The following is a 21,054-nucleotide window of genomic DNA, read 5'->3' as shown; positions in this document are numbered from 1 at the left end:
TAACACATTAAACGAGTTTATTTAAGTGTATATCCTTCAGGTATAAAATAAACGGATAATTTACTTAATGTGTTGATAGCTGATACTGCAATCTCTTTATTTGGATCTTGGCAAAGATTGATAATACGAACAATAGCTTCTTGGTGTTCAATAGTTGCTTTATAATCTCCTAACGCTGATATAGCGGCGATTTTTATCTCATCATTCACTCGAAATGTTAGATTTGTCAGCATACCGACAATGGTTCTGTCCATAATTAAAACTTCACTCTTTAATTAACCTTGCGGTATTTTAAAATAAAAATAAATATATTAACCACTAAATTAATATGTGATTATGTATTTTTATTTTGAAATACTAATAAGCTGAGACTTTTTTCGAATTAAATAATGCATTAAGTGCATTCTCTTATTAAGACGTTTTTTATGATGGTTGATTAAAATCAAATAAGATGTGACAGAAATAAAATAATTTACCTGTTTGGCGGGTTTGTTTTATATAGTATAGATTATTCAAAAAATTATAATAATGCAAATTAATATATTCAATATTATTCTTTTATCTTAGGATGAAAGATAAAATAAATTAGATAAAATCAAGTAATTTTCCTTTTTTGTCATTGCGTTATAAATTTATTAATCGAGTAACTACGTTTTTTATTCACGTGTAAAAAATAAGTCAAAAGCAGCGTATTTTGAACAGTGAATAAAATATTAATACATGCTTGGTTACATTTAGTAACGCGACGAATTGTTGTCATACATCAACTTAAACAAAACCTAAACAAGATAATCAACATGTGTTATTAATGCTATTTTCGGGGTGGTAATTAATAATCTTATGGTTATAATTCGCGTCGCATCAAAAGTGCAGTATCTCGTTAGGCGAGGCTCCTATACAAACACAGGTTACTGATCTGACGACGTCGAGAGACGCCCAAGATCAGGACAGGATATATCGAACGAAGGTATATCCCCATGTAACTTCCAATGTAAGTTGGATACGTTGTATAGTGCTAAAACCGAGACGTAGAGATAGCCACCGCATTCTCTCATCTGGTTTCGCCCCTATGTGAGTACTGTTTGAGTAAACAACAGTAACTAGGGACTAAAAAAATGACTTTCACTACCCAGAACAAAGCGGGATCTGTAGCAATTGCTCAGTCCGCAATGAAAGGCGCACGCCTGAATAACAACAACACTCAGCAACCAAAAATTGATGACGCAACTGTCAGCGCATATATGAGCCAATCTTATTTGCCTGTTTCTATTGCGGATTCTGTTGCTTGCGTGAAAAAGAATTTGATCGAACACTTAGACGGTGAGCAGATCCCAACGTATTTATTTGTTGTTGATCAGGAAAATTATTTAAATGGTATTCTTTCAGTCAAATCGCTATTAGCGGCGGATGAAGGGTTGCTTGTATCCGATATTATGAGACACAACTACTTTTCAGTGGCGCCTGATCAATCACGTCATGATGTTTATGATCTGATCAACCATAGTGGTTTGGATATGATACCCGTTGTTCAATTTGGCAAATTGATGGGGGTATTACGTCCTCAAGATATTGCTGAATTAATTGAAGATGAGAATACGTTAGACGCACAACTTCAAGGGGCGACTACACCACTTGAAGAGCCTTATTTAGCAACCAGTCCTATTACGTTATGGCGTAAACGTGTCGTATGGCTATTAATGCTATTTGTTGCGGAAGCGTATACCGGTACAGTATTAAAAGCCTTTGAAGAGCAATTAGAAGCTGCGATTTCTCTGGCCTTCTTTATTCCATTATTAATTGGAACGGGCGGGAACAGTGGAACGCAAATCACTTCAACCCTTGTCAGGGCGATGGCGCTAGGGGAAGTGAGCCTACGTAATTTGGGCGCGGTATTGAAAAAAGAAGTATCAACCTCTTTCTTAGTGGCCGTGACTATTGGTGCAGCTGCTTTGATTAGGGCATGGATACTGGGTGTGGGCGCTGAAGTGACGATTGTAGTAAGTCTAACTATTGTTGCTATCACCATGTGGAGTGCAATTGTTTCTTCGATTATCCCAATGGTATTGAAGAAATTAAAAGTTGACCCCGCAGTAGTATCTGCGCCGTTTATTGCAACCTTCATTGATGGAACGGGTCTAATTATTTACTTCGAAATTGCCAAATTGGTAATGACGGAGTTCGCCTAAAGACACACCATCGACTTGATGCGGCAGTGTTATTCAACATCTGCCGCATTCACCCACTCATTCTGTTTTAAAACCTCCCCACATTTTCGGCACAAATACTGATTCTCCCCTCTGACAATTTTATTATGCCTTCTAATGGTTAATTCGTGCGTTGTGGAACATGCACAATGGTAGGTAAAAGTGCGACTTTTGACGGACGTGACTTCAAAGCGATGTGTACGTTTTGCGGGAACGTCTAAAACGTGTTCCATCATCCACTTCCACTCTTTGCCATGGGGAGCAATACCTTTACGGCCAAAGACTTGATACACTAATAGATGAGCCAACTCATGAGGGATCACCTCATTAATGAAGCTATCACCATTTTCAATCAGTAAGACAGCATTTAAACGAATTTCCCACTCTTTTAAGTAGGCACTCCCTGCTGTTGTTCCTCGCTGCTTATAGTTAAGTGTTGGTTCTGGAAAGATTTGTTCCAGCTTTTGTTGGGCTAAATTCAGTTTTGCCCTCAGCATGCGCATGGCTTTTTGTTGAAGATAAATGGGGATTCGAACGGTTTTCATATAACTAAGCATAATATAAGCCGATATGAGGAAACAAGCATTATTGGCTATCATTATATAAAAATATATATTATATTTTATGATAATGTATTTATTGGGAGGATTTATGAGCGAGGACTCTACAAACCAATTGCTTTTGGCGATGAAGCAGGCTGCAACACAAACGTCATCATTGCTGAAAACATTAGGTAATCCGGATCGATTACTTCTGTTATGCCAGTTAACGCAAGGTGAGGTGTGTGTGAGCGATCTTGAAACGTCGCTGGGCATACAGCAACCAACCCTTTCTCAACAACTAACGGTATTGCGTCATGAAGGGCTCGTGACGACACGTCGTGAAGGTAAACGAATTTATTATGCGATTGCCGATGAAAAGCTCTTCACGTTACTGAATACACTTTACCAACTTTATTGTCCGGTTCAGGAGAAATAATGATGTCTATTGATTGGGCTAATTTTACCCCTTGGTCAGCTGCGATGGGGGGCTTATTAATTGGCGCGGCAGTTTCCCTATTACTTCTTTTTAATGGCAGAATTGCTGGTATCAGCGGTATTTTAAGTGGCGTTTTAAAACCGATTGCAGGGGATACCGCTTGGAAGGTGGCATTTGTGCTCGGGATTATGGCGGCTCCTGCTTTATTTACGCTCTTTTTCTTTTCACCGGAAGTGTCGATCACGACGAGCACCCCTATCCTTATCCTCGCCGGTTTATTCGTCGGCTTTGGTACGCGATTAGGGAGTGGCTGTACAAGTGGTCACGGAATTTGTGGTATGGCGAGGTTTTCTCGGCGTTCGATAGTTGCGGTTATCACTTTTATGTTAGTGGCATTTGCGACGGTAGCGGTTATAAATTTATTGGGATTAAGAGGATAAAGTTATGCCAGTTATTATCGCATTAATCTCAGGTTTATTATTTGGCTTGGGGCTATTATTAGCGGGGATGGGAAATCCGGCTAAAATTCTTAGCTTCTTAAATATTACGGGTAATTGGGATCCTTCTTTATTAGTCACTATGGCAGTGGCGATGGTGATCAGTGCAATTGCATTTGCCTTCGCCAAAAAACGTCAAGCTAGTGTATTAAAATGCCCTATGCAGATCCCGACCAATCAAAAAATTGATAAGCCTCTAGTGATAGGGAGTGTGTTATTTGGACTTGGCTGGGGATTAGCCGGTATTTGTCCTGGGCCTGCATTGCTATTAACGGGGATGGGGTTAACACAAGGGATCATTTTTACATTAGCCATGATTGCGGGCATGTCTGTTTTTCAATTATTCAAAAAATAATAGCGTCAGCCCCAAATTTAAAGGGGCTGAATTTTTTATTAAAGATTAGTGATATCTATTAAATAACATTTCTGCTTTTCTATTTTCATATAAAAATATATCTATTCATATTTAAAAAAATACTTATCATGATAAATATTTAATTTAGCTCGTTGATTTATTCATAAAAAACGCTTTTAAACTGATAATAATATAAATGAACCGTGTGATGGCTATTAATCGCACTGTTTAAAAAACATTTATTATAAAGTGAATAAAGAGGTGCATTATGAAAAATCAATTTAAGCATCTTATATCCTTAAGCTGTTTAGGATCGCTATTACTAGGCGTTTCTCAGTTTGCCCTAGCACATGGTTATACAACAGAGCCACCAAGTCGTGCTTATTTATGTTCGGTGCGTAATACCACTGAATTAAAAAATACGGGCTGTGGCAATCAAGTACCTTATGACCCACATAGTTTTGAAGCACCAAAAGGATTCCCTGAGGCTGGTCCGGCTGATGGAGTCATTGCCAGTGCTGCGATAGCAGCTCACTCTGAAATGGATGAACAGTCGCCGACCCGGTGGGTAAAAAGTGAGCTTAAAACGGGGAAAAATACCTTTGCTTGGTATTTAACCGTTGTGCATTCTACCGATAGCTGGCGGTATTTTATCACTAAGCCTGATTGGGACCCATCACAGCCACTCACACGCGATTCTTTTGATTTAACGCCTTTCTGTGTCAAATATGAAAATGGTGTTAGACCACCAGTCGTCACAGAAATCGAGTGTGATGTGCCGAAAGATCGCTCTGGCTATCATGTCATCCTTGCGGTGTGGGATGTTTATGATACGTCAAATGCATTCTACCAAGTTAGTGATGTCAATATCAGCGATTAATATCGAACGATTAATTGTTGAACTCAATAAAATATCCCGTATTCCTTAACACATTAAGGGGTAAAACATGTTTAGACTAAATAAGTTAATGCTAGCAGCACTTATCGGTCATTGTGCTACTCAGTTTGCATATGCAGCGTTGCCCGGAAAGCCCACAATTCAATGGATGGATAACACCTATAGCATTGTTGAAATTAACCCTAATGAGGATAAATATGAATTATTAGTGACGAGAAAAGAGGCGGCAACTTTTAATGTCTCCTGGGATTTATGGTATGGAGATTATGGAACTACGGCAAAAGTGTATTTGAATGACCAAGAGGTATGGAGTGGTCCTTCAACCAGCTCTTCAGGTCAAGCAAGCCTTTCAATATCTAAAGGCGGGAAGTATAAATTGAAGGTTGCACTATGCAATGGCGACGAATGTAATTTTAGTGATGTGGTTGAAATTACAGTCCAAGATACAGATGGAAGTCATTTTGCTCCGTTGCAAACGCAACTTTTAGAAAATAACCAAGCTTACAAGCAAGACTCAGGAAAAGTCGTTGCTGCATATTTTGTTGAATGGGGAATATATGGACGGAAATTTTCTGCCGATAAAATACCGGCACAAAATCTTACTCATATTTTGTATGCTTTTATTCCTATATGCGGCGGAAATGGAATTAATGATAGCTTAAAGCAAATTGAAGGTAGTTTTGAGTCATTGCAGAAGTCATGTACAGGTAGGGATGACTATAAAGTGACTATTCATGATCCTTGGGCTGCAATTAATGTCTCTCAAACAGGAACTTCATTGTCATATAAAGGTAACTTTGGGCAGTTAATGGCAATAAAGCAAGCCTATCCCCATTTGAAAATATTACCTTCTGTTGGTGGATGGACATTATCAGATCCATTTTATGCAATGAAGGATAAAACCAAACGAGACAAATTTGTAACGTCTGTCAAAGAGTTTTTGTTGACATGGAAATTCTTCGATGGTGTTGATATCGATTGGGAATATCCTGGTGCAAATGGAGCCAGCACCACATTAGCGTCAGATAAAGATGGTGAAACTTATTTATTGTTGATGCAAGAGCTTCGCGCGATGTTGGATGAATTAGAGAAAGAAACCGGGCGCGAATATCAATTAACATCAGCTATTAGTGCCGCGAAAGCCAAAATAGATAAAGTCGATTTTGGTGAGGTACAAAAATCGGTTGATCACTTTTTTATGATGAGCTACGACTTTTATGGTGCATTTGATTTAAATACACTTGGCTACCAAACCGCACTTAATGCCTCCAGTTGGCGTCCAGATACGGAATATACAACGGTTAATGGGGTAAATGCTTTATTGAATCAAGGTGTTGATCCCGCGAAAATCGTGGTAGGTGCAGCGATGTATGGGCGTGGATGGACGGGGGTGAATGGCTATACCAACGGTAATCCATTTACAGGGAAAGCGACAGGCCCAGTTGCAGGGACATGGGAAAATGGAGTTGTTGATTATCGCCAAATCAAAAATCAGTATATGAGCGGACAATGGGTATATAGCTATGATGAAGTCGCAGAAGCGCCCTATGTATTTAAAGCATCAACAGGGGATCTGATTACCTTTGACGATCAACGTTCAGTGCAAGCAAAAGGGAAGTATGTGTTAGAGAACAAACTTGGAGGATTATTTGCATGGGAAATTGATGCGGATAATGGTGATATTTTAAATAGCATGAATTCGAGTTTAGGTAATAGTCTTGCTAAATAAATTGATATTAATATTTATTATAGAGGGAGTCTATTTCCCTCTATAATTATCCAGCGTTAAGTGAGCGCTGTTTTTCATAAAGATATACTTCTATAAGATCTATTATTTTATATTACCAATGACTTTTATTTTAATTCTATTTATTAATTATATATCTACTAAGAAAATTAATGACTATTAAGTTAGTAGATTAGGATGTTTCTTGATTGTTTATGAACAACATTATGATAGTTCTATATATGAAGTCGACTAAATATTAATGCGCTGAAATCATTGTATTAGCTATTTAAATTAATTAGGAGCTTATATGACTAGATTATCCGTGGATGCAATTAATATAATAAGCACTATCAAAAAAACAGGTTCTTTTTCAACAGCGGCAGATGTATTGCATAAAACACCGTCTGCGATTTCCTATCAAGTATTAAATATAGAAAGTCGATTGAAAGTTAAGCTTTTTCACCGTAATGGACCTGTAATTCGTTTAACTAAGGAGGGGGAATTTTTATTACAGGAGGGGGCATGGATCTTAAATGCAGTGCAAGATCTCGAAAATAGAGTGAGAAATATTCCAACATTTGATAACCAAATTCGTATTGTGGTTGAAAAATTTCTACCGCTAGATATCTTTGTTCAAGATATTCGTGATTATATTAAGGCAAATGGTGATGTTCATATTTCAATCCTAAGAGAAGCAATGACAGGGGCTTGGGATGCATTAAAAGAAAATAGAGCAGATTTTATTATTGCTCTTGGGGGGATCCCTGAAAACATAAAGGTAAGAACCCAGCTACTAGGAAAACTTAGTTTTGCCCTTTGTGTTTCCCCATCACATCCATTCGCTTCACAAAAAACGATAATAACGAGAAATCAGTTAATAAACGATATCCACGTTGAAATTGCAGATAGTAGCCATGAGCTATCAATTAATAGAGAAAAAGAAGTCATATTAGGAAGGCAAATATTGGTTTGCGATTTAGAAAGTAAATTAGTCTTAATTAAGCGAGGAATAGGGTATGGGTTTATTTGTCCTTCACATATTAAAAAAGAGTTAAAGAACCAAGAATTAGTCATTGTTCCGGTAGAGATCCCTAAAGATGATCAATTTATTTGGCTAGCTTGGCATCCATCAAGTCAAGGTGGTAATTTCTCTTGGTGGAAAGAGCGATTAATAAAGAAGATTGATACATCAAGTTTTATTGAAAATTTATCTACGGTATAATAGAAAGCATACATAATATCTTGCATATTGTAGGCTTGGATGACGCTGAGCTACCCTAGTTATAAAAATACCTAATATATCTAGGGTTGGCTTCTTCTACGATTTCATTACGTTTATTATTCCATAGTAAATAAACGTTTTCTCTATAGACACTACCGCCTTTAACTGGTTTTTATAACCACTTATCTCTTTCCACTATGAAATAAATATGAGATATGCGTTTCTAAGTGCGAATCATTGCTAATATAAAAATTATTACATGGCAATACTTATTCTATAGGTATGATAAGGCCCAAACGTGATGATTATATTCTTTAGCCCAATTAGTTTAGGAGAATTGTACTTTTGCTCAAGGAGTTCTAAAAATGAATTTAAGCGAGGAAATAAGATAGAGGATGAATAAAGAAATAAACCCCACAGTGTGGGGCTTATTGGTTTGGCTAATTATTTTAGGCCAGCAGCTTCACGTAAAATAGCGGCTTTGTCTGTTTTTTCCCAAGGGAATTGAGAACGACCGAAATGCCCGTAAGAAGCCGTTTGTTGGTAAATTGGATGTAGTAAATCCAGCATTTGAATCAAGCCGTATGGGCGTAAATCAAAGAATTCACGCACTAACAGAACCAGTTGCGCTTCTGGAACTTTACCTGTACCAAATGTTTCAACCATGATTGAAGTTGGCTCTGCAACACCAATTGCATAGGAGACTTGGATTTCACAGCGATCAGCTAAGCCGGCTGCAACAATGTTTTTGGCAACATAGCGAGCAGCATAAGCCGCTGAACGGTCTACTTTAGAAGGATCTTTACCGGAGAATGCACCGCCACCGTGACGAGCCATGCCGCCATAGGTATCAACGATGATTTTACGACCAGTTAAACCACAGTCGCCCATTGGCCCACCGATAACAAAGCGACCTGTTGGGTTGATAAAATATTTTGTTGTTGGCACTAACCACTCTGCTGGAAGAACTGGTTTAATAATTTCTTCCATTACAGCTTCATGTAAATCTTGCTGTTTAATATCTTCTGCGTGCTGTGTGGATAAAACAACCGCATCAATGCCAACAATTTCGTTGTTGTCATATTGGAAAGTGACTTGGCTTTTGGCATCTGGACGTAACCATGGCAGAGTGCCATTTTTACGAACTTCTGCTTGGCGCTGTACCAGACGGTGAGCATAAGTAATTGGTGCAGGCATCAGAACGTCAGTTTCGTTTGTCGCATAACCGAACATAATACCTTGGTCGCCAGCCCCTTGTTCTAATGGGTCTGCGCGGTCAACACCTTGGTTGATATCAGGTGATTGTTTACCAATCGCACTTAAAACCGCACACGAGTTTGCATCAAAACCCATGTCAGAGCTGGTATAACCAATTTCGCGAACGGTTTTACGTGTGATCTCTTCAATATCAACCCAAGCACTGGTGGTGATTTCTCCCCCGACCATCACCATACCTGTCTTGACATAGGTCTCGCAAGCAACGCGAGCTTTTGGATCTTGCTCAAGAATCGCATCAAGAACCGCATCAGAGATTTGATCGGCAATTTTATCAGGATGCCCTTCCGATACAGACTCAGAAGTAAAGAGATGTGTAGCCATGAGATTAATACCTTAAGAATTCGCTGATTGTAATTGGATGTTTTAACATCTAGACGTCTATTTTAATGTTTTAACAAAAAAAGTGCTACCTGTTTTTACGTTTGACAGAAAAACAATAAGTAAAAAGACGAGCCTTACAAATTTTATTTCTATTAAGCCAATAACGTTTTGCAATTTCTGCCTAATCAATGTATAAACAGCGACCGTGACGGTTAGTTAAAAATGTTCCGTTATATACCAGTAGGCGTACAATGTGCCTGCTATCTATCAGGAGTGTTTATCTTTCTCGCTATTGATAAAGATTAAACAGTTATATTGGGGGTTAATGGGTAATGATCCATAATCTACTGAATAACAGTAATCAGCAGCTAAATGCGGATCGCCGCGTGTTTTTGGCGTTTACTTTCCTGTCTTTATTTACTTCTTCTCGAAGTTACTATCATCTTCCTAGTACACCCTTGGCTATCAGTCAGTAACTGTCAGCCAAATGGTTGTATTTGTCACCGTTTAGATGTTCTAAGCACTTTAATTAATCCGAGTAATAGCTGTTTCCCCGACATAACTGCCTTGCAGAGCCACGTCTTAGGACGGGTCGCTGTCTGGCCGGAGAAAGCGTCACTCACCCCTCCATAAAGGAGTTTGTTATGAATGATAATATCGCTCGCAAAATGCGCCAGACGTACAACATCGCGTATTGGGGCGGTGGTTACTATCAGGTGAATGAGCGCGGAAATGTCTGTGTTTGCCCAAATCCTGATAACCCAGACACGTCTATTGATCTAGCCGAACTTGTTAATCAAGTTAAAGAGGAGCAGGAGCACTTGCGTTTACCCGCATTATTCTGTTTCCCACAAATCTTACAGCACCGTTTGCGCTCAATTAATGCGGCATTTAGGCGTGCTCGTGAATCGTACGGCTATACAGGCGACTATTTTCTGGTCTATCCGATTAAGGTCAACCAGCAGCGTCGAGTCATCGAATCATTAGTCAATTCAGGTGAACCGCTTGGACTAGAGGCAGGGTCGAAGGCTGAATTGATGGCTGTGCTAGCAAATGCCGGCCGTACTCGTACCGTTATTGTTTGTAATGGTTATAAAGATCGTGAATATATTCGATTAGCGCTTATCGGGGAAAAATTAGGTCACAAGGTTTACCTTGTTATCGAAAAAATGTCTGAAATTGAGGTTGTTCTTAAAGAAGCGGAAAGCTTGAATGTGACACCTCGTTTAGGCGTTCGTGCTCGTTTGGCGTCGCAGGGGTCAGGCAAATGGCAGGCAAGTGGTGGCGAAAAATCAAAATTTGGTTTAGCGGCAACACAGGTTTTACAACTTGTTGAAATTTTACGTCAGGCAGGTCGCCTAGAAAGTTTACAGTTGCTGCATTTCCATCTTGGTTCACAAATGGCGAATATTCGTGATATCGCGACAGGTGTCCGTGAATCTGCACGTTTTTATGTTGAGTTGCACCGTTTAGGCGTAAAAATTCAATGTTTTGATGTGGGTGGCGGCTTAGGTGTGGATTATGAAGGAACGCGCTCCCAATCAGATTGTTCAGTAAACTATGGTTTAAATGAATATGCGAATAATGTGATTTGGGCGATTGGTGATGCGTGTGAGGAGTTTGATTTACCACATCCGACGGTGATCACCGAATCAGGGCGTGCATTGACCGCACATCATACGGTCTTAGTTTCTAATGTGATCGGGGTGGAGCGAAATGAATTTACCAAAACATCTCCTCCCGATGAGGATGCACCGCGTTCATTGATTTCATTGTGGGAAACCTGGGAATCAATGCAGCACCAAGGTAATAGCCGTTCGTTACGTGAATGGCTCCATGATAGTCAGTTTGATTTACAAGAAGCGCATACGCAGTATGCTCATGGTGTACTCGACCTGACTCAGCGAGCGTGGGCCGAGGAGCTTTATTTGAATATTTGTCGTCGTATTCAACAAGACTTAGATCCCAGTAACCGTGCTCATCGTCCAATTATTGATGAACTGCAAGAGCGGATGGCTGATAAGTTCTATGTGAATTTCTCGTTATTCCAATCGTTGCCAGATGCTTGGGGGATTGATCAGGTGTTCCCCGTTTTACCGATAGAAGGCCTTGATAAGCCTCTTGACCGTCGCGCGGTATTATTGGATATCACTTGTGATTCGGATGGTATTATTGACCATTATGTCGATGGTGACGGTGTTGAAACAACTATGCCAATGCCTGCATACGACCCTGAAAACCCACCCATGATCGGCTTCTTTATGATAGGGGCCTATCAGGAAATTCTAGGTAACATGCATAATCTATTTGGCGATACAGCAGCAATCGATGTTTGGGTTGATAGCCAAGGCAACGTGCGTTATCTGCAAAGTGAAGAAGGCGATTCGGTCGCTGATATGCTGCAATATGTGAAGCTAGTACCAGAAGTATTGCTTGAAAGCTTTACAGAGCAAGTTAAAGGCACTGGGTTGAGCGAGCAGTTGCAAAAAGATTTCGTTGATGAGTTTGAGAATGGGCTTTATGGCTATACTTATTTAGAAGACGAATAATTGGCGATAAATAAACGGTAGCTAATCACAGGTGGTGTAGAGCCACCTATGAGTCTAAATAATAAAAGTATTTGCAGATTACAAATACTGATAGAGGAAGAGTGATGATTAATAGCACATTAGGTAATCAGGTCGATAATTCACTGGTTTCTAACGCATTTGGCTTTTTACGTTTCCCATTAAACTTTCAACCTTATAACTCAGATGCTGAGTGGGTGATAACGGGGGTGCCGTTTGATATGGCAACTTCTGGTCGTGCGGGCAGCCGTCATGGACCTGCTGCTATTCGTCAGGTATCTACCAACTTAGCGTGGGAAAGCCATCGTTGGCCATGGAATTTTAAACTAACAGAGCGCTTAAATGTTGTGGATTGTGGCGATGTGGTGTTTGCTTTTGGTGATGCACAAGACATGTGCGATAAGCTACAAGCACATACAGAAAAATTGCTGGAGGCGGGCAAGCGCTGCTTAACATTTGGCGGTGACCATTTTGTGACTTTGCCTCTGTTGCGCGCCCATGCAAAGCATTTTGGTAAAATGGCGTTAGTCCATTTTGATGCACACACAGACACTTATGGTAATGGTAGCCAGTATGACCATGGCACTATGTTCTACCATGCACCAAAAGAAGGGCTAATTGATCCGACTCGTTCTGTACAAATTGGTATTCGTACAGAGCATGAAAGTGATAACGGGTTTACAGTCATTGATGCCGCACAAGTTAATGATCGCGGTGTTGATGAGATGATCGAACAAATTAAATCTATTGTGGGTGATATGCCTGTTTATCTCACTTTCGATATTGATTGTTTAGATCCTGCTTTTGCGCCGGGAACCGGAACACCTGTCATTGGTGGATTAACCTCAGATCGTGCATTAAAACTGTTGCGTGGTTTACAACCGTTAAATATCGTTGGTATGGATTTAGTTGAAGTCGCACCAGCTTATGATCAATCTGATATCACTGCATTGGCCGCAGCAACCATTGCTTTAGATATGTTGTACTTACAAGCATCTAAAAAATAACCTATAGTTTGTCTGATTTTTAGGCTGCCTTCTAGGCAGCCTAATTTATTCTCAATAAAATAGATTGTTATTTAAACAAATATGAGGAAATAGCACTTTTTGCTATACCTCTTTGTGAGTAGTTCCACTTCGATTTGTTACCTATTTCCCTTTTAAAAGTTATTTCTTTCATAAATGCGAGTGATTATCACTCAATTACAGTCATATTTATCTCTATAGAACATAGTTGTAGTCTAATATCATGATTTTGTAACTTATTGTTAATCTTGCTAACGTATTAATCAGTTAGAGTCATTCATTTAACTATCCTTATTGGGAGAAAGCTTATGGCACTGAATAATAAAGTCATTTTAGTTACTGGCGCAGCACAAGGTATTGGTCGTGGTATCGCATTACGTTTAGCGAAAGAAGGTGCCAATATTGCACTTGTCGACCTGAAAAAAGAAAAATTAGCGGATGTGGCTAAAGAAATTGAAGCATTAGGCCGTAAAGCGACAACATTTGCTGCTGATGTCAGTAAGCGTGAGGAAGTTTTTGCCGCAGTTGCACATGCAGAAGCTGAACTCGGTGGTTTTGATGTAATGATCAATAACGCAGGGATTGCACAAGTTAAGCCTATTGCTGATGTACGCCAAGAAGATATGGATCTGATTTTCAAGATTAACGTCGATGGTGTGATGTGGGGAATTCAAGCGGCGAGTGAAAAATTCCAGCAGCGTAAACAAAAAGGGAAAATTATTAACGCTTCTTCCATTGCAGGGCATGACGGCTTTGCAATGCTAGGTGTTTATTCCGCTACAAAATTCGCTGTACGTGCATTGACCCAAGCCGCTGCTAAAGAGTATGCAAGTTCTGGCATTACCGTTAACGCATATTGCCCTGGTATTGTAGGTACGGACATGTGGGTTGAAATTGATGAGCGTTTTGCTGAAATTACAGGTGCACCAAAAGGTGAAACCTATAAAAAATATGTTGAAGGCATTGCATTAGGACGTGCTCAAACTCCAGATGATGTTGCTGGTTTAGTCGCATTTTTAGCAAGTGATGATTCAGACTATATTACAGGGCAGTCGATCTTGACTGACGGTGGTATTGTTTACCGTTAATCAAACCACTTATTAAGCAGAGCATTTTCTGTAAATTAACATTGTGCCTTGGCTAGTTAAAATAGGCCCAAGGCACAATTTAAATATTAATTCGCTATTATATTATAAACTATATTTCTCCTACCTTTATTAACAGTAGATAAAACTATTTTATTTATTGTTATCATCCATCAAAAATCTTTAGGTAATGCATTAATTAATAATATGTTCAGGCATGTTAGTCTCGTTTAGCATACTCCTTGTCGTCATTGTGAACTCAATGTTTTCAATAAAACAGTATTGATAGGATAAAGAAATTTATACATTTATTAATGGAAAACGAATAAGGAAAAACTATGCCACATAAAATTAAAGTGATGACATTTAATACCTATTTATTGCATATTCCTTTTTTTAGTATTGGCGCATCCACTCAAGATGCTCGCATTAATGCGATGATAAAAGATAATATATTCTATGATGTTGATATCGTTATTTTACAAGAGGTATTTAATACTCATTCAGCACAAAAGCTTTTTTCGGGTATGAGGAGTTTAGGCTTTTTTTACCACACACCGGTTGCCGCACAATATAATGAATCTGTTCTCTCTTATTGTGATTCAAACCATTGTTGGAATGCTAAAAAAGGTGAATGGGATATGGTTCAGCAGGTCAATTCAGGGATCGCGATAGTTTCCCGTTATCCTATAGTTTATCGTGAATATCAACTGTTTGATGATGCAGGATGCGGTGCTGACCGTTTCAGCGCTAAAGGTGGGGTGAGAGCCGTTATTGAAATAGAAGGTAAAATGCTTCAAGTCATAGGAACTCATCTGCAATCGGATGACAACTTCTGCCTAATGACCTCACCTTCATCCCATCGCAAAGCCCAACTTACTCAGTTAATTAATTGGGCTGAAACTTCAATCACTGAAGATCGTCAAATAACAATCTTAGGGGGAGATTTAAATATTAATTATGGTTCGGAAGAGTACGAGCAAGCATTAGATATTATTGGTTGGGGAGAACCTCACCATTTTAATCCACGACCGTCATGGGATTTTTCAACTAATAACGTGATTAGAGAAGCTTATCCCGATACTAGGCAAAGTTGGCATTTGGATTATATTTTTGCCAAAAATATGCGATCAATTAAACAGCAAACACGGGTGATCAAAAGCAAAATTGGTTATAACTATAATAATAAAGTCTTTTTTGATTATTCCGATCATTATCCTGTAGTGGCTGAAATTGAGTTGTGATAATTAGATATTTCAGCCACATATTTTTAAGGCGCCTTTATTGTGGAGCTAAATGGGTTAAGATGCGCTCTGCTTGTGTCCAGAGTAGTGAACCACCATCATCTTCTAACACGAAATGTTGGCAATTAGGGAAACGCGTTGCGAGGGTTTTACCAAAGTCTGGTGAATGAACAGTGCTTTCATCTTTCTCACCATACCACAGTGAAACAGGGCAATGGATCTCTTCAGGCTGGAAAGGCCAAGGCTGTAATGAGATCAATAAGTCTTGTACATAGCCTAAATTGCCTTGAAGAAAGGCTCGGTTCATACAGTCAGTATAGGCTTGCAAAAATGAGGGCTGATTGTAAACATTTTGATCAACCGTCGCGCTGCTATTGAGTATAAAAGCCAGTAACCAAGGTGCACTCACGTTTTTCTGTAACCAATCAGATAGCGCATCAGGTGTATTTCTGGCTTGCTCTTGCATATTGATAATATCGGCTTTTAATAAAGCACTTGTCGCGGGATAGTCAAATTGATCTTGCCCAGCAACAATAGATAAAGTGTTAGGGGTGCCATAGAAAGCTAATGCCATGGCAAATACAGCACCTTGAGAAAAGCCAATAACAGAATATTGCTCAATTTGCTGAGCTTGCAATAACGCGTCAATATCTGCCGCAAAACGTGAAAGCGATTTTTGTGGATCTTGTGACGATTCGCCTAGCCCAGCACGTTCAGGTACGATGAGTCGGATATTAAGTGGATCAAGTTGCTCAAGGCCAAAGCCTAACGTTCCACTCATACCCGCGCCAGTACAAAAAATAACAGGGAATCCCGTTCTTGGGCCTGATTCATACCAACTTAAGTTGCGGCCATCAGACAATTGAAGTGAACCTTGGCGCGTGTTTGTGAATGTGTTTGTCTGCATTGCTGAGTCCTAACTTATTTTGGGGCACGGGATGGTCACAATCAATGTGAAAGTGGCAAGGGTATATTTGATTGAATCTTAATAATGCTAGCCATAAAACGAATAATAAAATAATCGTCAGGTATAATGCAAAGCCAATTACGAAAAAGATTATTTGTTCTCTCAATAAGGAGCTGATATGGGGTTTTCAGATGCGGATAAGCAGTGCCTACTGGCGGTAAAAGGTGTTGGCCCAACAGTTATAAGTCGGTTAGAACAAATGGGATTTTCGACATTAACTCAACTGAGTGAAGCATCATATGAAGACATTTTAATTGCTGGGGCTGCTTTAACAGGCTCGAGTTGCTGGAAAAATAGTCCACAAGCGAAGAAAGCCGTAGAAGGGGCAATTGCTGCGGCGAAACAAGCCATCAAATAACCCTGATTCGGTAAAAGGGTTTCATTATCTAATTTGATAAAAACAACCTCTCTTTTTGCATGAAGTACTAAAAGGTTTGCTTTAAGGTTAGCTTAAAGCTAAATCATAATATTATTAACATCATGTATAAGAAAACTATTAGGGCAGTCATTATTATATTCGCTGTTATGGCGATGACTGCGAGCCCAAAAGGTATCAATATTTTTTCGAATCAATGTGAAGCCTATAAAGGGATACCAAAAAGAATTGCCGCAATGACATTCGGTGAGCAACTGATTAATCAGCAACGTGTTTTTTATACAATAACGTTAGTTGATGGCAAAAAAACGACGCAACAAATCGCCGTATTAAATACCATTGAGCATGAGCTAAACAAAAAAATGTTGGAGTTAATCCAAGCGGCTTTTGTCGTTGGTGCACCGGTTACGATACAACAGTGTGAGCAGGCGAGTATTGCAGGGTTAATGGTCGACTTTAACGGAGGAAAAACCATTAATCGATTTTAAAATGTCGAGCAAGCAATGGGGCGGTAAAGTCTTTTTTCAGATAGAAACCCCTCGGCAGCGTCATGATTGTTTGCCCAAATTCGCCAATACCCTCTGTTAGTGCTTTGCTATTTGCCGCTTTAGGGCGTATTTGTAGGACTTGTCCATGTCGAGCGGTGATACTTTCCACTTTGCCTAACACAATCAGATCCATCAACTCTTCCCAGTCTTGGCGCAGCAATTGCTCTTCCAAAGGAGAAGGGCTCCATAATAATGGGCTTGCGATACGACGTTGAGCGAGTGGTATTTGTCGTTCGCCTTCAATTGGAAACCATAAAACACGAGAGAGTTTTCGGTACACATGGCTATTTTTCCATGTTAACCCACTATTGCCTGTGAGCGGTGCGACCGCCACAAATGTGGTTTCAAGGGGCATTCCATTTCGGTCAATAGGGATGGTTTTTAGTTCGACACCAATATTGGCGAAATCTTGTTCGGGTTTACTGCCAGCGGTAGCTCCTAAAAAATATTCTAACAGCATACCCACCCAGCCTTTGTCACGTTTAAGATCGGGCGGCATAGGTAAGCCAGCGTATGCCGCTAATTCACCAAGAGTATAGCCAGCGAGAGCTTGTGCCCTAGCCATTAAAACGGACTCATTTTCAGGAGGGGATGGTGGTATAAATGGCATAATACGATTAAATAGTAACCAGAAAAAATTCACAGGGTAGCAATAGTATATCACTTTTTATAAGAGATATTTAATTTGCTGATATATAAGGAAATAATTCAGTCTATTAAAAAATAATCCTCAAAGAAAAATAGGTTATTCATGTTCATCCCATAATAATCACAGGATCATTCACTAGGTTATCCACAGAATTATTGGATAACTGTGAAAAACTTTAATTACTGTGTGTATTTACAGGCTTGACTTACGTGGTTTTTTGAACCTAATCACATAAATTGGGTAAGTTAAGCACATTACTTGTGGATAAATCATACATTGATTGATCTTTGCGCATTTGAACTCCTAAAGCATAAAGTCGAAAAGATAAACTGTGTATAAAGAGAGGGTGATTGATTCATCCTATTGTTTTTAATGAAGTTAATTAGTTTTCTTGTTTTCTGTTAAAAAACAGGGGTAGGGATATACCCTGATTACTAGCGGGTTGTTCACATGGATATCCACAGAAAAAGTGAATAACATCCTTATTATTCACTCTCAGTGTTTATAACTTTTATGATTTCTGTGTATTATCCTCAGTAGGTTGAAACCATGCAGATTTAAAATCAAACCAACCAAAGGTATTCATGCGTGCTCCGCGCATGGTTTTTTGGCCTTGCAACTCTAGCCAATGGTGAAAAATAGGGTGAAAAATTTGTGTGTCAATGAGGCTTTCACACCAAGATTCGACATGTAGCTCCTGCCGACGCCATTTTGATAACGCCTCAGAGAGCGTAGAGCCTAAACATTTGCGCAATAGTGGCATTTCATACAAGGTGGCAAAAATAGAAAACTCGAGCGGTTTAAAGAAGTTAGCGGTAGCAAGCCAAATATCGCTCTCGACAGTGCCATTAAACCACTCAGGATAATCAACAATGTTGATTTTTAGATCAACACCTTGAGTTTTCAACACACGTTTCATGATTTGGCTAATAGAATAAAATTCATGGTGTTGATGATAGAAAGTGACGGTGAGTTCCGTTAAATCAGCAGGCTTAGGTAACTGTGTGAGCATTCGGCTATGATGCCAATGTAGCAATAATCCGTAAGCAGGCGCCCAATGCCGCTGATAGAAGGATTCACAGTGAGCTAATAAATTGATTGGTGTTAAAAAACTACACAGCCATTTACGTATATCGCTACGTCTGGAAAGCTCAGAGCGTTGATCCATTAATAAAAAGTAGCATCCTTCTTCCATTCTGCTTTCTAATGAATCATTAGGTTTATTATCGCTGTCCATTTTCAACGTGGTACAGACCATCTGCTCAGATAGTTCAGGCACCACCCAAATGGTCACTTCATCAAGGAGTGCTCGATAACCAAAATAGCGATCAAATGCGGTAATCGTGAGTTTTTGAGGCAGGTTTTTCTCAACGAAAAAAGGGCCGGTACCAATTGGCATTTTGTCAAAATTATCAATGGACTCCCACTCTTTAGGAATAATTGCTGCATGGGGGCTACCAAGTAGCAAAGGGAGTTGTTTATCCACTTCACTTAATTGAATATCGATGACATTAGGGAGAGGAGAGGTAACCGATTGGATGTGTGAAAACAGAGGCCAACAATGTCGTAAACGCATAAGCGAACTGATGATGTCATCGACTAACATTTCTCTACCATGATGAAAGTAGATGCTAGGCCTTAAATAAAAGCGCCATTCAGTATCACTTATCGCCTGCCAATGATGTGCGATACCATTTTCAACTTCCCCTTTTTCCTCATTTATATGGGTTAAGCCATTAAATATTTGGCTCATTAAATGAATTTCTGAACGCCGCATAGGTGTTCCCGGTAATAAATTGGGGAAGTCTCGATAGTAGATAATACGTAATAAATTTTTACCTTGCCGATAGCTTCTTTCTAATTCGGAGAGCACCATTTGGCGAATAGTTTCTTTATCGCCGACTAAGGCAACCAATTTTTCTATGCTCTCTTCTTTTAATAGGCGCTCTGCTTGGGCTTGCTGTAGCTCTAATCCATTAACATGAAACAGAAGGGTAGAACGCTTTCCTCTACCCGCTTCGGCTTGCCAACTAAGCCATCCATGAGACTGCATACTATTGAGCAAGGTACGTACATGGCGTCGAGAACAAAACAGGGTATCTGCAATATGCTGCAATGTGGTTTCACTGTCTTGCCCCTGAAAATGTTGCCACAGACGAACAAATTGTGTTTGTAAACGAGAACTGGTCATAAAAGAGGAACTCCGCTGGCGATTGTATCAATTTTTATTTCCTAATATCCGTTGATAATAGATACCAGTATGTAGCTCGTTTGGTCTGTTAGTTGACAGACTGACTCCCCGAATTATTGAGTAATGGTAATTTACCAGCCGATAGCATCATTATCGGCTTTTTTATTACCTTTATTTTGATGGCAATTTTTTAATGATTATACCTAATAATAGGGATAATTTTAAAAGAGATTAACCCTCTATGGTAAATTTATTCACTATTTTACAATAAAAAACGCCTGCGATTGGCAGGCGTTTGGGGCAGCGTTTTTGCTCTTAACGCATAAATGAAGGGATATTTTGCTCATATTGACGGATTTGATCAGCATGTTGCAGCGTTAAGCCAATGCTATCAAGGCCGTTCATCATGCAGTGGCGGCGGAAGCCATCAATATCAAATCGATAAGTCTTTTCACCCGCCTTGACCGTTTGCTTTTCTAAATCAACAGTGAATTGGCAGCCTTCATTGCTCTTCACATAGTTAAACATTTCGTCGATTTCTGCTTCGCTCAATTTAATCGGTAACAACTGGTTATTGAAAGAGTTACCATAAAAAATATCAGCAAAACTCGGCGCGATGACGACTTGAATGCCAAAGTCTGTTAAAGCCCATGGAGCATGCTCTCTCGATGAGCCACAACCAAAGTTTTCACGCGCAAGTAAAATCGTCGCCCCCTTAAAAATGGGTTTGTTTAACACAAAGTCAGGGTTGGGCTGTTGGCCAGCATCATCAAGAAAGCGCCAGTCATGAAACAGATGTTGCCCGAACCCTGTGCGAGTCACTTTTTGTAAAAACTGTTTTGGAATAATGGCATCAGTATCGACATTCGCTGCATCTAAAGGGGCAACAATGCCAGTATGGGTGATAAATTTTTCCATGA

20 protein-coding genes and 1 riboswitch are annotated in these 21,054 nt (G+C 39.5%); of the genes, 13 read left to right on the top strand and 7 right to left on the bottom strand.

Annotated elements, in window-relative coordinates; translation table 11 throughout:
- Window positions 1-17: 17 nt before the first annotated feature.
- Entirely contained in the window at window positions 18-254 is a 237-nt protein-coding gene (locus PR699_RS05570; RefSeq protein ID WP_004922032.1) for a HEAT repeat domain-containing protein, read from the bottom strand.
- A 615-nt stretch (window positions 255-869) separates the two neighbouring features.
- Window positions 870-1,041, top strand: a riboswitch (M-box (ykoK) riboswitch).
- A gap of 74 nt (window positions 1,042-1,115) precedes the next feature.
- Between PR699_RS05570 and PR699_RS05565 the strand changes: the two genes are divergently transcribed.
- Window positions 1,116-2,186, top strand: coding sequence for a magnesium transporter (locus PR699_RS05565; protein ID WP_004922030.1), 1,071 nt, complete (start codon window positions 1,116-1,118; stop codon window positions 2,184-2,186).
- Window positions 2,187-2,215: 29 nt separating this feature from the next.
- Here PR699_RS05565 and PR699_RS05560 read toward each other — a convergent pair whose 3' ends face one another.
- The gene (locus tag PR699_RS05560; protein ID WP_141173165.1) at window positions 2,216-2,749 is read right to left on the bottom strand and encodes a SprT family zinc-dependent metalloprotease; all 534 of its coding nucleotides are present in this window, start codon (window positions 2,747-2,749) and stop codon (window positions 2,216-2,218) included.
- Between the two features lie 106 nt (window positions 2,750-2,855).
- Here PR699_RS05560 and PR699_RS05555 point away from each other — a divergent pair, with 106 nt between their 5' ends.
- From PR699_RS05555 to PR699_RS05530, 6 genes are all read left to right on the top strand, one after another.
- Window positions 2,856-3,182: a helix-turn-helix transcriptional regulator gene (locus tag PR699_RS05555; RefSeq protein ID WP_014656426.1), complete on the top strand. Its 327-nt coding sequence runs from the start codon at window positions 2,856-2,858 to the stop codon at window positions 3,180-3,182.
- 2 nt (window positions 3,183-3,184) lie between these two features.
- Window positions 3,185-3,622, top strand: coding sequence for a YeeE/YedE family protein (locus PR699_RS05550; RefSeq protein WP_169342121.1), 438 nt, complete (start codon window positions 3,185-3,187; stop codon window positions 3,620-3,622).
- A gap of 4 nt (window positions 3,623-3,626) precedes the next feature.
- The gene (locus tag PR699_RS05545; protein WP_004922016.1) at window positions 3,627-4,034 is read left to right on the top strand and encodes a DUF6691 family protein; all 408 of its coding nucleotides are present in this window, start codon (window positions 3,627-3,629) and stop codon (window positions 4,032-4,034) included.
- Between the two features lie 268 nt (window positions 4,035-4,302).
- Window positions 4,303-4,914 (top strand): lytic polysaccharide monooxygenase, encoded by a 612-nt coding sequence (locus tag PR699_RS05540; protein WP_004922007.1) that lies wholly within the window; start codon window positions 4,303-4,305, stop codon window positions 4,912-4,914.
- 67 nt (window positions 4,915-4,981) lie between these two features.
- The gene (locus tag PR699_RS05535; protein ID WP_004922004.1) at window positions 4,982-6,661 is read left to right on the top strand and encodes a glycosyl hydrolase family 18 protein; all 1,680 of its coding nucleotides are present in this window, start codon (window positions 4,982-4,984) and stop codon (window positions 6,659-6,661) included.
- Between the two features lie 307 nt (window positions 6,662-6,968).
- A complete protein-coding gene (locus PR699_RS05530) occupies window positions 6,969-7,883 on the top strand; it encodes a LysR family transcriptional regulator (protein WP_004922001.1) in 915 nt (304 codons plus the stop codon).
- Between the two features lie 444 nt (window positions 7,884-8,327).
- Here PR699_RS05530 and metK read toward each other — a convergent pair whose 3' ends face one another.
- Window positions 8,328-9,482, bottom strand: coding sequence for a methionine adenosyltransferase (gene metK / locus PR699_RS05525; RefSeq protein ID WP_004921998.1), 1,155 nt, complete (start codon window positions 9,480-9,482; stop codon window positions 8,328-8,330).
- 644 nt (window positions 9,483-10,126) lie between these two features.
- Here metK and speA point away from each other — a divergent pair.
- The 4 genes from speA to PR699_RS05505 all read left to right on the top strand — a co-directional run bounded on the left by speA (window position 10,127) and on the right by PR699_RS05505 (window position 15,403).
- The gene (gene speA, locus PR699_RS05520; RefSeq protein ID WP_004921992.1) at window positions 10,127-12,031 is read left to right on the top strand and encodes a biosynthetic arginine decarboxylase; all 1,905 of its coding nucleotides are present in this window, start codon (window positions 10,127-10,129) and stop codon (window positions 12,029-12,031) included.
- Window positions 12,032-12,135: 104 nt separating this feature from the next.
- Window positions 12,136-13,056, top strand: a complete 921-nt coding sequence (speB, locus tag PR699_RS05515) for an agmatinase (RefSeq protein WP_004921989.1) — start codon at window positions 12,136-12,138, stop codon at window positions 13,054-13,056.
- A 326-nt stretch (window positions 13,057-13,382) separates the two neighbouring features.
- Window positions 13,383-14,162: an acetoin reductase gene (locus tag PR699_RS05510; RefSeq protein ID WP_004921987.1), complete on the top strand. Its 780-nt coding sequence runs from the start codon at window positions 13,383-13,385 to the stop codon at window positions 14,160-14,162.
- A gap of 335 nt (window positions 14,163-14,497) precedes the next feature.
- Window positions 14,498-15,403: a sphingomyelin phosphodiesterase gene (locus PR699_RS05505; protein ID WP_004921983.1), complete on the top strand. Its 906-nt coding sequence runs from the start codon at window positions 14,498-14,500 to the stop codon at window positions 15,401-15,403.
- 37 nt (window positions 15,404-15,440) lie between these two features.
- Here the strand turns inward: PR699_RS05505 and PR699_RS05500 are convergent, their stop codons facing one another.
- Window positions 15,441-16,310 (bottom strand): alpha/beta fold hydrolase, encoded by an 870-nt coding sequence (locus PR699_RS05500; RefSeq protein WP_004921981.1) that lies wholly within the window; start codon window positions 16,308-16,310, stop codon window positions 15,441-15,443.
- 178 nt (window positions 16,311-16,488) lie between these two features.
- Between PR699_RS05500 and PR699_RS05495 the strand changes: the two genes are divergently transcribed.
- Entirely contained in the window at window positions 16,489-16,728 is a 240-nt protein-coding gene (locus PR699_RS05495; protein WP_004921978.1) for a hypothetical protein, read from the top strand.
- A gap of 173 nt (window positions 16,729-16,901) precedes the next feature.
- Entirely contained in the window at window positions 16,902-17,234 is a 333-nt protein-coding gene (locus PR699_RS05490; protein ID WP_223854819.1) for a hypothetical protein, read from the top strand.
- Here PR699_RS05490 and mutH read toward each other — a convergent pair.
- The 3 genes from mutH to leuD all read right to left on the bottom strand — a co-directional run bounded on the left by mutH (window position 17,221) and on the right by leuD (window position 21,052).
- A complete protein-coding gene (gene mutH / locus PR699_RS05485; protein ID WP_004921972.1) occupies window positions 17,221-17,904 on the bottom strand; it encodes a DNA mismatch repair endonuclease MutH in 684 nt (227 codons plus the stop codon). The two genes, PR699_RS05490 and mutH, sit on opposite strands and share 14 nt — an antisense overlap.
- Before the next feature lie 550 nt (window positions 17,905-18,454).
- The gene (gene sgrR / locus PR699_RS05480; RefSeq protein ID WP_014656422.1) at window positions 18,455-20,134 is read right to left on the bottom strand and encodes an HTH-type transcriptional regulator SgrR; all 1,680 of its coding nucleotides are present in this window, start codon (window positions 20,132-20,134) and stop codon (window positions 18,455-18,457) included.
- 315 nt (window positions 20,135-20,449) lie between these two features.
- A complete protein-coding gene (gene leuD / locus PR699_RS05475; protein ID WP_004921966.1) occupies window positions 20,450-21,052 on the bottom strand; it encodes a 3-isopropylmalate dehydratase small subunit in 603 nt (200 codons plus the stop codon).
- Window positions 21,053-21,054: the final 2 nt, after the last annotated feature.

Source organism: Providencia sp. PROV268 (assembly GCF_028477805.1).
Lineage (GTDB): Bacteria > Pseudomonadota > Gammaproteobacteria > Enterobacterales > Enterobacteriaceae > Providencia > Providencia stuartii.
Note: the sequence above shows the minus strand (reverse complement) of the source record. Positions and strands in the feature narration are given on the sequence as shown.

Bases quoted from the DNA above. Each gene is read 5' to 3' on its own strand.
- PR699_RS05570 (WP_004922032.1), bottom strand. From the start codon at position 254: ATGGACAGAACCATTGTCGGTATGCTGACAAATCTAACATTTCGAGTG.
- PR699_RS05565 (WP_004922030.1), top strand. From the start codon at position 1,116: ATGACTTTCACTACCCAGAACAAAGCGGGATCTGTAGCAATTGCTCAG.
- PR699_RS05560 (WP_141173165.1), bottom strand. From the start codon at position 2,749: ATGAAAACCGTTCGAATCCCCATTTATCTTCAACAAAAAGCCATGCGC.
- PR699_RS05555 (WP_014656426.1), top strand. From the start codon at position 2,856: ATGAGCGAGGACTCTACAAACCAATTGCTTTTGGCGATGAAGCAGGCT.
- PR699_RS05550 (WP_169342121.1), top strand. From the start codon at position 3,185: ATGTCTATTGATTGGGCTAATTTTACCCCTTGGTCAGCTGCGATGGGG.
- PR699_RS05545 (WP_004922016.1), top strand. From the start codon at position 3,627: ATGCCAGTTATTATCGCATTAATCTCAGGTTTATTATTTGGCTTGGGG.
- PR699_RS05540 (WP_004922007.1), top strand. From the start codon at position 4,303: ATGAAAAATCAATTTAAGCATCTTATATCCTTAAGCTGTTTAGGATCG.
- PR699_RS05535 (WP_004922004.1), top strand. From the start codon at position 4,982: ATGTTTAGACTAAATAAGTTAATGCTAGCAGCACTTATCGGTCATTGT.
- PR699_RS05530 (WP_004922001.1), top strand. From the start codon at position 6,969: ATGACTAGATTATCCGTGGATGCAATTAATATAATAAGCACTATCAAA.
- metK (WP_004921998.1), bottom strand. From the start codon at position 9,482: ATGGCTACACATCTCTTTACTTCTGAGTCTGTATCGGAAGGGCATCCT.
- speA (WP_004921992.1), top strand. From the start codon at position 10,127: ATGAATGATAATATCGCTCGCAAAATGCGCCAGACGTACAACATCGCG.
- speB (WP_004921989.1), top strand. From the start codon at position 12,136: ATGATTAATAGCACATTAGGTAATCAGGTCGATAATTCACTGGTTTCT.
- PR699_RS05510 (WP_004921987.1), top strand. From the start codon at position 13,383: ATGGCACTGAATAATAAAGTCATTTTAGTTACTGGCGCAGCACAAGGT.
- PR699_RS05505 (WP_004921983.1), top strand. From the start codon at position 14,498: ATGCCACATAAAATTAAAGTGATGACATTTAATACCTATTTATTGCAT.
- PR699_RS05500 (WP_004921981.1), bottom strand. From the start codon at position 16,310: ATGCAGACAAACACATTCACAAACACGCGCCAAGGTTCACTTCAATTG.
- PR699_RS05495 (WP_004921978.1), top strand. From the start codon at position 16,489: ATGGGGTTTTCAGATGCGGATAAGCAGTGCCTACTGGCGGTAAAAGGT.
- PR699_RS05490 (WP_223854819.1), top strand. From the start codon at position 16,902: ATGACTGCGAGCCCAAAAGGTATCAATATTTTTTCGAATCAATGTGAA.
- mutH (WP_004921972.1), bottom strand. From the start codon at position 17,904: ATGCCATTTATACCACCATCCCCTCCTGAAAATGAGTCCGTTTTAATG.
- sgrR (WP_014656422.1), bottom strand. From the start codon at position 20,134: ATGACCAGTTCTCGTTTACAAACACAATTTGTTCGTCTGTGGCAACAT.
- leuD (WP_004921966.1), bottom strand. From the start codon at position 21,052: ATGGAAAAATTTATCACCCATACTGGCATTGTTGCCCCTTTAGATGCA.